This is a genomic window from Coleofasciculus sp. C1-SOL-03, assembly GCF_040220555.1.
GTDB lineage: Bacteria > Cyanobacteriota > Cyanobacteriia > Cyanobacteriales > Coleofasciculaceae > Coleofasciculus.
On record NZ_JAVJUO010000252.1, the window covers coordinates 1 to 12,439 of the forward strand.

A 12,439-nucleotide genomic window follows, 5' to 3' on the forward strand; every position below is an offset into this window, starting at 1 on the left:
TGCAAAGAACAAGTTACAGTAAATGTCTATTTTGGGTGTATCGAACCCCAAAATAGACTTGGGGAGTGAAGGCATCTCGACGCTTGCGTCAAAGATTATGGCGTGAGACTTATAGCTCCCCAAACCCCTCGTCAGTTAAAAAGGATGTGATGTCGGGTGGGCAATGCCGATCCGACTCCTGATCGAGGCAGATCTAGCAATTTTCTTCCCCATCTTCCAGACGTTCCACCGGAACGTCTCTACAACCTCATCTTCCCCATCTCCCCCATCTCCCTCATCTTCCCCATCTCCCCCACCTTCCCCATCTTCCCCACCTTCCCTCTGGAAAAAGTGCAGTTACTCTTGAGATGGGATATATAAGAGAAGAAGAGACATGTTATAGATGATCGACCCAAAGCAGTAGCGTAGTATGGGACTAACTGGGACTGTATTTCAGGCATAGCCCTGCTAATTACGACTTTGGGGATGCACCAGCCACCGAACCTAGCCATCATGCACCGCATACGCCAACACCCATGAACATCACTCCCACTCAAAACCATGTCCTTGAGCGACGTGAAGAATCGGTCAGGGCGGGTTTTGTACAAACGTTACCATCAATAGCGACAAGAAAGTCCCTAAACCCGCCCCTACGCACTCACGCACCCGGTTCTCTTGAAGGAAGGAAAAGGTTCAAACTCTCTGATTACGGATCAATGACTTGATACCCTGCATAAACGACTTAGATTAGACTATTCAGCTAGGCTGCTATTTTGAGGACTCCCATGACCACCCTCGTCATCGTCGAATCTCCCACCAAAGCCCGCACCATTCGCAACTACTTGCCTTCGGGCTATCAAGTAGAAGCGTCAATGGGTCATATTCGTGACCTCCCTCAATCGGCTAGTGAGATCCCCGAAGCCGTCAAGGGAGAAAAATGGGCGCAGTTGGGGGTCAATGTAGAGGCGGATTTTGAACCCATCTACGTTGTCCCCAAGGATAAAAAGAAAGTTGTCAAACAACTCAAAGACGCCTTGAAAAACGCCGAAGAGTTGGTACTCGCCACAGACGAAGACCGGGAAGGGGAAAGCATTAGTTGGCATTTATTGCAAGTCCTCAAACCCAAAATTCCCTGCAAACGCATGGTTTTTCATGAAATTACCCAAGAAGCCATTCGTGACGCCCTGCAAAATTGTCGGGATATTGATGACCAACTGGTACACGCCCAAGAAACCCGCCGAATTTTAGACCGATTAGTGGGCTATACCCTCTCGCCTCTACTGTGGAAAAAAATCGCCTGGGGATTATCAGCCGGTCGGGTTCAGTCCGTTTCCGTGCGGTTGCTGGTGCATCGAGAACGCCAACGCCGTGCGTTCCGTCAAGGGAGTTATTGGGATTTAAAAGCCCTCTTAGACCAAGACAATACGCCCTTTGAATCCAAACTTGTCACCCTAGCCGGGACAAAAATAGCCACCGGAAGTGATTTCGACGCCAACACCGGGCAAATTATCCAAGGGCGAAATGTGCGCCTGCTGAATGAAGCCGAAGCGCGAGACTTACAGGCGCGGCTGACGGACAAAACCTGGACGGTGACTGACCTAGACGAACGTCCCGTCACCCGCAAACCCGCCCCCCCGTTTACCACCTCCACCCTGCAACAGGAAGCCAACCGCAAATTAAGCCTATCGGCGCGAGATACGATGCGGACGGCTCAAAATTTGTATGAACAGGGGTATATTACCTATATGCGGACGGATTCGGTGCATTTATCCGCACAAGCGATCGCGGCAGCCCGGAGTTGTGTTGAACAAATGTATGGTCAGCAATACCTCAGCCCCAAACCGCGTCAGTACAGCACTAAAAGTAAAGCCGCCCAAGAAGCCCACGAAGCGATTCGCCCCGCCGGAAATACGTTCCGTACCCCCAGAGATACTGGACTATCCGGTCGTGAATTGCAACTCTATGAATTAATTTGGAAGCGCACCGTCGCCACCCAAATGGCAGACTCGCGCCAAACCCACATTACCGTAGACTTAGACGTTGAAGATGCCGGATTTCGGTCTACCGGAAAACGGATTGATTTTCCCGGTTATCTGCGGGCGTATGTCGAGGGTTCCGATGATCCCGACGCCGCCTTAGAAGACCAAGAAGTCGTCCTTCCCGCCTTAGCCGTTGGAGATCATCCAGAGTGCAAAAACCTGGAAGCCATCGGTCATGAAACCCAACCCCCAGGGCGCTACACCGAAGCCTCCCTGGTCAAAACCCTAGAAAGTGAAGGAATTGGGCGTCCCAGTACCTACGCCAGCATTATCGGTACAATTATCGATCGCGGCTATGCCCAAATGCAAAAAAAGACCCTGATCCCCACCTTCACCGCCTTCGCCGTCACCAGTTTACTGGAAAAACACTTCCCAGACTTGGTAGACACCAGTTTTACCGCCAAAATGGAACAAACCCTGGACGAAATCTCCACCGGAGAAGCCCAATGGCTACCCTATCTGGAGGAATTTTATCGGGGTGACAAGGGCTTAGAAACCCAAGTTCGCGAACGGGAAGACCAAATTGACCCCAATGAAGCCCGGAGTATCGAACTGGAAAATCTAGATGTCAAAGTTCGCATTGGCAAATTTGGTCCCTACATCGAAGCTGAAAATGGCGATGGTTCCGTTACTGCGTCTATTCCCCAAGACTTGACCCCCTCGGAACTGGATGCAGAACAGGTGGAGGTGATTCTCAAGCAAAAAACCCAAGGACCCGAAAAACTGGGACTACATCCGGAAACAGGTGAACCGATTTATCTGTTAATCGGGAGTTATGGTCCCTATGTGCAATTGGGTGAAGTCTCAGAGGAGAATAAGAAACCGAAGCGGATGTCTTTACCCAAAGGGGTGAACATGGAAGATGTCACTCTGGACATGGCGCTGGGTTTATTATCGCTTCCACGTACCTTGGGCGTTCATCCTGCTACTGGGGGTAAAGTTCAGGCGGGATTAGGACGCTTTGGTCCCTACGTTGTTCACAACCAGGGGAAAGAAGGAAAAGATTATCGTTCCCTGAAAAAAGGCGACGATGTATTGACAATTTCCATGGATCGTGCATTGGAGATATTGTCTCAGCCGAAAAAATCCAAAGGAGGTAGTCGTAGCAAGTCTAAGACTCCTTTAAAGGAATTAGGGGAACATCCGGAGGACAAAGAACCCGTCAATGTCTATGAGGGTCCTTATGGGACTTATGTTAAACATGGTAAAACCAATGCGGGACTCCCGGAGGATTTATCGGTTGAGGATATTACCCTAGAAAAAGCCGTGGAACTCTTAGCGGCGAAAAAATCTAGCAGTCGTTCCAAGAAATCAAAATCCTCAAAATCCTCAAAAAGTCGTAAGAGTACAAAAAAATAGGTTGGTGTAGAGACGTTCCATGGAACGTCTCTACCTAGCGTTTAGGTTGAGGTAGATTCAAATGAGAGAAACGACACGATGATATGAGCAACTTTCCTGACTATTTAAGAACCAAAGAGCAAATTCACCAACAACTACTGCATCTTCTACCTGGACATGATCCCTTCTTTCCCCGTTGGATTGTCACAATGGAGAAACGATAAACATGATTCCCGTTTCTCCACCTCCTGAACCCGTTAATTTTGATGCTCAAGCCAGACAACCAATAATGACTGTAGCGCCTAAGTCTATCAAAATAAGCTGAAATACGAGAATAAATAGCTAAATCTCTTGCTGTTCAATATTTGGGAGCCTTAAACTAATAATTGAGTACACCAACTACGGAAGACCAGAAAACCCAATGGCAAACAACACCTCTTTAGAAAAACGTATGGTAGCAGTTGAAGCAGCGATCGCCGAATTGCAGAAACAACTTGCAAATCCTCAACCGACAAATTGGCTACAACAAATTACAGGGTCTTTCAAAGATGAACCTGCTTTTGAGGAGGTACTGGCTTATGGACGAGCAATTCGCCAAGGTGATGAGTCTGTACTAGAAGCACAAGACGAGTTATGAAATATTTATTGGATACAGACCATCTGAGCGTTCTTCAGCGTCAAACAGGGAAGGATTATAGCAACCTTTCGACACAGATGGCTCATCACCCGCTATCGGATTTTGCCGTATCAATTGTCACTTTTCACGAACAAATGCTTGGTTGTCACCTAAATGATGTAGTGAAAGGATATGAGATGATGGCGCGGCTCGTTAATGACTTTAAAGTGTTACCCATCCTACCATTTGATGCGGGTGCAGCTACAACATTTGAGCAATTAAAGTCAAAACGGATTCAACTGGCAAAGATGGATGCAAGAATCGCGGCAATTGCACTATCTCGCGGATTAATTCTCTTAACCCGCAATCATCGAGATTTCGGGAAAGTGGCAGGGTTGGCAATCGAAGATTGGACAATTTAATACTATTTAAGCATAATATAAAAACATTTGTAAGTAGGTGGGGACAATTAAAGTTAACGGTGGGGATCGTCATTCGTCATTCGTCATACTCGCGAGAGCGAGAAGCAAGCTACGTCATTTGTAAGGGTTTGAGGCTTGTTAACATAACTTAACATGGTTGAGTTTATTTCCATCAACCTACTTATTTATTTACTATTCTCGTTTCCCGTTTCCTGTTTCCTGTTTCCTGTCCCTTTGTCTACCTCCGTTTTATATCTCAACTAAAATTGTTATATGTCTTCATTTATATACTGACAATAGAATCGACGGATATACTTATATCAGGAAACGCTAGGGGATAAATTATTTCTCCAGTTAAGGTAGATCGGGAAGCGTATTCTCCATCTTGGGGATCTCGAAATACAATCAGTTGTCTTCTTTTTAGGTTAACAACCCAGTATTCAGAAATACCAACTTGGGCATAAATTTTACGTTTTATCTCTACATCTTTCTCTAAACTGGACTCGGAATACTCAATTAACCAAAAAATGTTGTCTGGATAAGGGTGGTGTTCTAGGTATTCACGCCCCAATCGTTGCACAATGGCGATATCGGGTTCAGGTTCAGAGTTGTTCGGAAGTGTTATCGGTTTGGCTAACCGAACCATCGCGCGATCGCTTAACCGCCGCATTAGATATTCCCCAGCTTCACTACTGAAGTAGGCGTGAGGTTCTCCTTCTGGTGACATCTCGACAATTTCTCCTTGGAGTAGTTCCACACGCCGATCCTCTAAAATCCCCGCCGCAATCATGCGGTGATACTCGTCTATTGTCCATTTGGCTGTGGTGATTGCCATTGCGATCGCGTTTATTTGGCTGGCTTTATTATAGATGGCGCTAACTATAGAGGCGAGGTCAGCGCAACTACGAACGAATGAATGGCGCGATCGCACCCCTATATTCAACACTTGAAGACAAAAGATGAAACACCAATTATTTTTAGGTTTCCCTCACTGCAAGTCCCTATGGGTAAAGGATTTCGCCTCCTTGCCACTATAACTCGCAACAACCTGACCTTGACCTGTCATTTGATACTTATACGTCACCAATCCCTCCAATCCTACAGGACCACGGGGCGGTAACTTATTTGTACTAATTCCCACTTCCGCGCCAAACCCATAGCGGAACCCATCTGCAAACCGAGTCGAACAGTTGTGGAACACATTCGCGCCATCGACTTGATTGAGGAATATCTGGGCAATATCGGCATCTTCGGTGATGATAACATCGGTATGCCCCGAACCATAATGATTGATATGGTTAATGGCGTCTTCTAAGGAATTGACTATTTTAATCGATAGAATTAAATCATTATATTCGGTAGACCAATCTTCATCTGTGGCGGCTGAACAATCGATCATTTGACAGGTTGCTTCATCGCCACGAAGTTCCACCAGCCGTTCTTGCAAAGCTTTTGCAGCCAAGGGAAGGAAACTCGGCGCGATCGCCCGATGCACCAGTAGCGTCTCTATAGCATTACACACCGCCGGATACTGGGTTTTCGCATCAACAGTAATCTCCACCGCTTTTTGCAAGTCAGCCGCGCGATCAATATAACCATGACAGATTCCATCAGCATGACCCAATACCGGAATCCGGGTATTATCTTGAACGAAGCGAACAAAGGAGTTCGATCCTCGCGGAATAATTAAATCTATGTAGTCATCCAACTGCAACAGCGCCATCGTCTCCTCTCGGGTGGTTAAGAGTTGCACCACCGCCGGATCAACTGAACTGGTGGATAATCCTTTATGAATCGCCTTAACAATCGCTTCACAGGATCGAACGGCTTCCTTCCCCCCTTTGAGAATCACCCCATTCCCCGATTTCACCGCCAGGGAACTAATTTGCATCACCGCATCGGGACGTGCTTCAAAGATAACGCCTAAGACTCCCAGGGGACAAGTGACACGCTTGAGAACTAATCCCTGATCAAGTTCCCGATGAATTTGGATAGCGCCAATGGGATCAGTCAACTTCCCCACATCCCGCACTCCCGCGATCGCGGCGTTTAGTTTCGTCTCATCCAGCTTCAGGCGATTGTAGAGAGGTTTAGGGATACTCTCCGCTTCAGCAGCTTGACAATCTGCGATATTCGCCGCCAAAATATCCGGTGCTGCGGTTTCTAACGCTTTCGCGATCGCTTCAATCGCTAGATTTTTGGTATCAGTGGACATAACCGCCAACTGTCGTGCGGCTTGGCGAGTGGATTGGGCGATCGCGCTAAGGGATGGGGATGGTACTGGAGTCGCTGTCATGGCTGGAGATCGGAATACCAACTAAGTCATCTGAAGTCTAGCAAAATCCTGGACTGGGCGGAAATTATGATTGATGTCTTTTCCAGAAGCCCGCGCCGTTCGTTCGTAGTGAGCGCTTTAGCGCTTCCGTTCGTAGTGAGCGCTTTAGCGCTTCCGTTCGTAGTGAGCGCTTTAGCGCTTCCCACACTCGGCTTCGCTACATCAGCCAATGCCCATCCCATCGTACCGCTTGATAATCTCGCAACGTTCTTGCTGACCTATAAATCCATGCTGTAATTGTCTCAATTCCCACTGAATCGCCATGTCCCCACTTGGATAAAGGATTTTCCGATTTCTCGGCAAATTTAGCTTGCCAATAATTATGAATTAAATCAGCATCTAAAAGATAATTTTCAATACAAGCACGATGAGTTAAAAAACAGCGTTGTCCCAGTTTTAGCAATTTAACCTCTGAGGTTGGCTGAACATCAAAATCTCTATCCCTAAAAATGATGTACCGTTTATTTATTGCTTCATCAGGAAAAAAGTAACCTTGAGCAAAAACCGAAAATGTAAACTTCCCACCAGCCGACACAATTGTTAGTCGCTGTCCAGGTTGTTCTGCTAAAACGCGCTCTAGAAGTTTGATATCTAAACTGGTTTGTTTTCCCTCACAAAAAATAACCTTATCAACGACACTCACAATTACACTCCTAATCGAATAATATGTGCTTCAGGTACTAATTGCTCGACATAATCAGAGTGAGTCGTGATAATGAATTGATTATTTTTACCCAATTTAGGTAAAGTTCTCAGCAATGCTTGTTGCATTGGCGGATGTAAATGTAATTCCAGTTCATCAATCAAAATGACTGAATTATGAATATTCCAATTTGCAAAGTCCATTAATATGGGAAAAATAGCCCGCTCTCCCCCAGACATTTCTGAAATTTCATACTGGTTTTTGCCATCGTAGAGATAAAACCAAGGTTCGCTTAGGATGTCATCAATATTCTCACGGGGAACCGGACCTTCAAAACTACGTTCGGGAAAAACCTTCTGGTAAGCTTGTTCAATTTCAGCATACACATCTTTTTGTCCTGGACGTAGTTGCTTAATTCTACCTGTTTCAACATCTTGGTGGAATTGCCGCCATTTTGATAGGCGATCGCGTAAAATGTTTTCAGTTATTTCGATTGTATGACCGGGATCTTCACTGGTTAAACTTGTTGACGTTCTTTGTTCGGTATACCAGAAGACTGTACCCACTCGCTCAAACACACAGAAGCCTTCAGATCGGAGTAGTTTTTTAGCATAGTCTCGCCCTTTAAATTGGAACAATTGAGCCGCCGTATCTGCTTGGACTCGCTCACCTTGCCATCTCAAAGTTGCTAGATAATCCTCTGCTGGAGGAACGGGTAAATGACGACCTATTTCTTGTAATTTTTGATGAAACTCCTGAACAGCATGGATTTCTTGAGATGAAAATTGTACCTTTAGAGTTACCTCTGGCTCAAATCGACCCCAGTTATTTCCTAGCAATTCATAATTAAATCCTAACCAATCTAAATCAGTAAGTTTTTGTAATCGCCCAGTTGCTACTCCCAGCGTCGCCGCAATTGTCTGTAAAAGACTGGTTTTGCCAGTACTATTCATGCCAATTAGGACAATAATATCCCGTGCCAAACCCGTTTCCGAATCCGTAAAATTAAAGGTATAATCCCTAAATTTCTTGAAATATTTTAACTCGACAGACTGAACTATCATAGCAAACTATTTAATTATTTACGTGTTTACTCACCTGAATCTATCTCAGTAGATAGTTGGGCAATTAGATCATTTAAGATAATATTATTCTCATGTTTTGACTTTACACCTGTCGTTTGTTTGGCAACCTGAGCCTCGACTTCTTCTATCGATAACACGGGTAAGTCGAATGCATCCTTAAACCATTTGATCAGTTGGAGCAATTCTTCCAGCGAAGCGCCAACAACAACAACAGGTGCTTGACCATAAGCGACAATTGTACCATCTGGCTCATAAAATACCTCACGAATTGAATAGCGTCCTTGATTGTTGCGAAATACGCGATATGTCCAAATCATTGTCTACTTATCTGATGATGCACGATGAATCTGGTACTGTCATTCCTCACTTTTCCACTCAATTAAATAAATGTTTGAACAGCCAAGCGCTCCAAAACATGATATGAAAAGCCACAATCGCCCAAAATACGACTTGGTAAGAATTTTTGCTACTTTTGTGGCGTAGAGTGTGTTGAGCAATGAATGCGCCTAACCATCCACCTGCTAGTTCGCACAAATGTAATGTTTTCTCAGGTATCCTCGATTCTCCGGTTCTAGCACGGGACTTATCGTGAGCATAAAGGACAAAGGTTAACCCACTCATGATCAAATACAGCAGGAGAGGAATTAAATTTGATGTTATTGATGCCAAGTGAACCGAACCGCCGATCGGAAATAGAGATAAAAACAAAACTTCCCAGACTAATGAAGACGATTGTGTTCTCTTTTTCGATCGCTTTCTTTTAGGCGAGCTTTTGGATAAATGTTTAGGACTAGGCTGAGAGGCCGTTCCTTCGATGACAGCATTGCTAGCACAAAATTTTCTTTTCTTGCCAATAGTTAATTGATAACGGATAATGTCACCGACTTGGGGACGGCGATTAGGATTCTTTAATCCAGTGATATGCAGAAAAACATTTTGATCACCCTGATCGGGTTTGATAAAGCCAAACCCTTCTTCGTCTTTCCAAACTGTTAATTGACCTTTATGCGTTTTGGGTTTCATCCATAAAACTCAATGCTAACTATAGAGGCGCTGAAGCGCCTACTACGAACGAACCGCGATCGCGTGAAAGCTGGCTTTATTGTAGACGGCGCTAACTATAGAGGCGCTGAAGCGCCTACTACGAACGGAGCGATCGCACCTCTATATTCAAAAAGTGAATATATAATGAGATTATGAATATAAAAGGGATGACCCGATGGCTACTCGCAACAAAGACGACACGCTGAATCTGACGTTAATCGAAGAGTCGATCCTGAATGCGCTGATGTATCGAGAACGCTATGGATTGGAGATTATGAGTGCGATCGCGCAAGCTAGCCATGGTGAACGCACCATTGGCTTCAGTTCTCTTTACCCCACCTTGCGAAAACTGGAAAAGCGGGGTTTCGTTACCTCTCGCTGGGGTGATGAAGCGCCGGAGGAAACCACAGGCGCACGCCGACGTTATTACAAAATCACAGGTTCTGGCTTGCAAGCCTTGGAGAAAAAGCAACAATTCCTCACCGCCTTACACCATTTGCAACCTGCACTGGGAGAACTCTAATATGATGCACCGAAACCGTCACCGCCGCCGCTTCGTTCCGCAAATAGTACGTTTGATCTGGCGTAGTGTACAAGCGATCGCTAAAGCCTTAATTTATCTAACCGTTGAATTTACCGTCTACGTTGTTATCGGTGGAGGAGCGATCGCACTTTTCTGGCTAGGATTACCCAGCTATGTCGCATTAGGACTAAGTATCGGGTTCGTGATCCTCAGCTTCACCGTGAGTTTTCTGGCTTACCGACAACATCGCCGGATCACTAGGCGATCGATCAAAACCGATGCTTCTTCTACGATTAAAGGGGATGTAAAATTAGCGGACTGGATTGCTCAAACCCTTGCCACGAAAGCACCTCAGGAGTGGGAGGAATACCAAGATTGGCTACATGATATTTTACTGGATCGTCGCCAACGTCTAGATCAGGGTGATCCCGATTGGCGGGTAACGGCTTTAACCTACTGGCGATTAACTGGACTCTGCATTACCGTCAGTTTGATCAAGCTGAGACGACTTGCGATCGCGGCGAGACGAATGCGTTAAGAATTTCCCATGATTGCGATCGTTATGGATGAATGCTCCAAAACACCTGTTCCGTGTAGGGGCGACCCGCTTGCACTAATTCAAAACTCCATTCCACTCAATTGGATCGGGTCGCCCTCTACTCAATCTGATTCGCCAAGGACAAAGGACAAAAAAAAAGAGAGTCACCTAAGCAACTCTCTAGATTATCAGGGTGCATCTACTAAGCATAATTATAGTCATTGGGGGTGAGGGGTGTCACCCCCTATTTGCCAAAAATATGTTTAGTTTTGTAAAGAAGTGGCAGCGTAACCCCCGATCTCTGACCCCTGACCGATGAAAATAAAAGCTGTAGTGTAGGTAGTGCGTGAGGAGACAGCCATGGAACTGAAGTCAGTTCCCGTAGAGCTTCCGGAAGGTGTAATATCATTATCGGTCATAGCCACTTCATTAAGGAGGTAAAGCAGCGCCAGGAATTTCTACGTCAGATTGGCTATAAGCTTTAGTCAGTAATTGGGAGGAATTCAAAATTCACGTTTACTCATCGGCTTAGAGAAATTTTGGCGTATAACTTAACTTACCCAAGACAAAGGATGATCCTCTCCCGTTGTGGACGTGGTAAACAGCATCAATTGTGACAGTTCTGGCTGAGATAAATTCGCGCCTTGTCGCCCAAAAATAAACTCGCTGTAATCGGCTAGATTATCAAGTCCTAGGAGATTGAGCAATATCTCAGCCGCTAACCATACCGTTGTTTTTGCCAGTAATGCTTTCCAGTTTACCGTCATGGATTTGTCCCCCTTGGAATAAAAAAGTGGCGAGTGGTGAACGCCAACGATTTATTGCATCACCAGCATAGGGGGAGACTTGGGAGAACAGACACCGTGATTTTATCCAACTTAAGGGGTCAGTTGAATCAGCATCCGTAGATCTACCGAGAACACGGCTTTAACCCGAGAAAATTAAACAGAAGGGTTAATCCATAAAAATCGATAACAATTCCAGATAAGTCATAATCATGTCCGCATCTAGCCATAAGAATCAGTCTGCCCCGAATTACACCCAACAGTTACAATACCTGATGCAGCAGGTGGATGTGTCCAGTTTTCGCCAACTGAGTCGCGTCAGTGGGGTGTCTGAACGACAACTGAAACGTCTGCGCCAAGGACAGGTAGCGCAAATGCGGGTAGAGACGCTGCTAAAATTAGCGGATGTATTGCGAATATCGGTTGATCAGTTGCTCACCTTATTTTCAGCCGAATCCATCTCTCCGATTACACCGCCGCGCGATCGCACCTCACCCACTCCGGAAATTCCTGCATCGGAAAGCCTAGACAACCTCAAGCAGGAATACCACCGACTACAACAGCAATTAGCCGAACAACGCGAAACCCTGCTACAGGAGTTTCAGCAATCAAGTGTACAGGTATTAGAATCATGGTTATTACAGTGGCCCACCGCCGCTTATGCGGTAACTCAGAATGACCAATTACCCGCGATCCGATTATTGCCCCTCATCAAGCCAGTGGAACAACTTCTGCAACAATGGGGCATAGAAGCGATCGCCTCCGTTGGCGATGAAGTGGCGTATAATCCCCAATGGCATCAATTAATGTCGGGAACCGTTCAACCCGGAGAGATGGTGCGAGTTCGTTACGTTGGCTATCGGCAAGGGGATAAGTTATTGTATCGGGCGAAAGTGAGTCCGTTGAATAATTAGGGGCTGCTGAATAACTGTTGTGGGGGGTAGGGATCAGCTCATAAGGGTAGGTTTTTTAAGATTGGGGTTGAGGTAAGACAAGGAAGACAGGTAGACCAGTAGACAAGGAAGAGTGAGAACGAAAAATAGGGCGTTTCGGCTTTTAGAAGTTAGCTTGACCGAACCTAATTTTGTACGG

General features: G+C 45.7%; 13 protein-coding genes. 6 read left to right on the plus strand and 7 right to left on the minus strand.

Annotated elements, in window-relative coordinates; translation table 11 throughout:
- The first annotated feature begins 764 nt into the window (after positions 1-764).
- From topA to RIE73_RS37645, 3 genes are all read left to right on the plus strand, one after another.
- Positions 765-3,377, plus strand: a complete 2,613-nt coding sequence (topA, locus tag RIE73_RS37635; protein WP_446406038.1) for a type I DNA topoisomerase — start codon at positions 765-767, stop codon at positions 3,375-3,377.
- 400 nt (positions 3,378-3,777) lie between these two features.
- The gene (locus RIE73_RS37640; RefSeq protein ID WP_446355383.1) at positions 3,778-3,993 is read left to right on the plus strand and encodes a hypothetical protein; all 216 of its coding nucleotides are present in this window, start codon (positions 3,778-3,780) and stop codon (positions 3,991-3,993) included.
- Positions 3,990-4,394, plus strand: coding sequence for a type II toxin-antitoxin system VapC family toxin (locus RIE73_RS37645; protein WP_446406039.1), 405 nt, complete (start codon positions 3,990-3,992; stop codon positions 4,392-4,394). The genes RIE73_RS37640 and RIE73_RS37645 overlap by 4 nt, the downstream gene beginning before the upstream one ends.
- A 283-nt stretch (positions 4,395-4,677) precedes the next feature.
- On the opposite strand, the gene RIE73_RS37650 is transcribed toward RIE73_RS37645, so the two are convergent.
- The 6 genes from RIE73_RS37650 to RIE73_RS37675 form a co-directional block, all read right to left on the minus strand.
- Positions 4,678-5,229 (minus strand): Uma2 family endonuclease, encoded by a 552-nt coding sequence (locus RIE73_RS37650; RefSeq protein WP_446406048.1) that lies wholly within the window; start codon positions 5,227-5,229, stop codon positions 4,678-4,680.
- Between the two features lie 153 nt (positions 5,230-5,382).
- Positions 5,383-6,690 (minus strand): glutamate-5-semialdehyde dehydrogenase, encoded by a 1,308-nt coding sequence (locus RIE73_RS37655; protein ID WP_446406040.1) that lies wholly within the window; start codon positions 6,688-6,690, stop codon positions 5,383-5,385.
- Between the two features lie 196 nt (positions 6,691-6,886).
- Complete coding sequence (locus tag RIE73_RS37660) at positions 6,887-7,372, minus strand: hypothetical protein (protein WP_446406041.1); 486 nt, start codon at positions 7,370-7,372, stop codon at positions 6,887-6,889.
- 2 nt (positions 7,373-7,374) lie between these two features.
- A complete protein-coding gene (locus RIE73_RS37665; protein ID WP_446406042.1) occupies positions 7,375-8,436 on the minus strand; it encodes an AAA family ATPase in 1,062 nt (353 codons plus the stop codon).
- Between the two features lie 26 nt (positions 8,437-8,462).
- Complete coding sequence (locus RIE73_RS37670; RefSeq protein WP_446406043.1) at positions 8,463-8,774, minus strand: hypothetical protein; 312 nt, start codon at positions 8,772-8,774, stop codon at positions 8,463-8,465.
- 58 nt (positions 8,775-8,832) lie between these two features.
- Complete coding sequence (locus tag RIE73_RS37675; RefSeq protein ID WP_446406044.1) at positions 8,833-9,480, minus strand: DUF1294 domain-containing protein; 648 nt, start codon at positions 9,478-9,480, stop codon at positions 8,833-8,835.
- 196 nt (positions 9,481-9,676) lie between these two features.
- Here RIE73_RS37675 and RIE73_RS37680 point away from each other — a divergent pair, with 196 nt between their 5' ends.
- Both RIE73_RS37680 and RIE73_RS37685 read left to right on the plus strand, forming a co-directional pair.
- Positions 9,677-10,024 carry a PadR family transcriptional regulator gene (locus RIE73_RS37680; protein ID WP_446406045.1) on the plus strand — a complete coding sequence of 116 codons (348 nt, stop codon included), beginning with the start codon at positions 9,677-9,679 and terminating at the stop codon, positions 10,022-10,024.
- Between the two features lies 1 nt (position 10,025).
- The gene (locus RIE73_RS37685; protein ID WP_446406046.1) at positions 10,026-10,562 is read left to right on the plus strand and encodes a hypothetical protein; all 537 of its coding nucleotides are present in this window, start codon (positions 10,026-10,028) and stop codon (positions 10,560-10,562) included.
- Between the two features lie 551 nt (positions 10,563-11,113).
- Here the strand turns inward: RIE73_RS37685 and RIE73_RS37690 are convergent.
- Positions 11,114-11,329 carry a hypothetical protein gene (locus tag RIE73_RS37690; protein ID WP_446396734.1) on the minus strand — a complete coding sequence of 72 codons (216 nt, stop codon included), beginning with the start codon at positions 11,327-11,329 and terminating at the stop codon, positions 11,114-11,116.
- 230 nt (positions 11,330-11,559) lie between these two features.
- Between RIE73_RS37690 and RIE73_RS37695 the strand changes: the two genes are divergently transcribed.
- Positions 11,560-12,261 (plus strand): helix-turn-helix domain-containing protein, encoded by a 702-nt coding sequence (locus RIE73_RS37695; RefSeq protein ID WP_446406047.1) that lies wholly within the window; start codon positions 11,560-11,562, stop codon positions 12,259-12,261.
- Positions 12,262-12,439: the final 178 nt, after the last annotated feature.

Coding starts and splice junctions, on each gene's coding strand:
- topA (WP_446406038.1), top strand. CDS start 765: ATGACCACCCTCGTCATCGTCGAATCTCCCACCAAAGCCCGCACCATT.
- RIE73_RS37655 (WP_446406040.1), bottom strand. CDS start 6,690: ATGACAGCGACTCCAGTACCATCCCCATCCCTTAGCGCGATCGCCCAA.
- RIE73_RS37670 (WP_446406043.1), bottom strand. CDS start 8,774: ATGATTTGGACATATCGCGTATTTCGCAACAATCAAGGACGCTATTCA.
- RIE73_RS37685 (WP_446406046.1), top strand. CDS start 10,026: ATGATGCACCGAAACCGTCACCGCCGCCGCTTCGTTCCGCAAATAGTA.
- RIE73_RS37665 (WP_446406042.1), bottom strand. CDS start 8,436: ATGATAGTTCAGTCTGTCGAGTTAAAATATTTCAAGAAATTTAGGGAT.
- RIE73_RS37645 (WP_446406039.1), top strand. CDS start 3,990: ATGAAATATTTATTGGATACAGACCATCTGAGCGTTCTTCAGCGTCAA.
- RIE73_RS37690 (WP_446396734.1), bottom strand. CDS start 11,329: ATGACGGTAAACTGGAAAGCATTACTGGCAAAAACAACGGTATGGTTA.
- RIE73_RS37640 (WP_446355383.1), top strand. CDS start 3,778: ATGGCAAACAACACCTCTTTAGAAAAACGTATGGTAGCAGTTGAAGCA.
- RIE73_RS37680 (WP_446406045.1), top strand. CDS start 9,677: ATGGCTACTCGCAACAAAGACGACACGCTGAATCTGACGTTAATCGAA.
- RIE73_RS37695 (WP_446406047.1), top strand. CDS start 11,560: ATGTCCGCATCTAGCCATAAGAATCAGTCTGCCCCGAATTACACCCAA.
- RIE73_RS37650 (WP_446406048.1), bottom strand. CDS start 5,229: ATGGCAATCACCACAGCCAAATGGACAATAGACGAGTATCACCGCATG.
- RIE73_RS37675 (WP_446406044.1), bottom strand. CDS start 9,480: ATGAAACCCAAAACGCATAAAGGTCAATTAACAGTTTGGAAAGACGAA.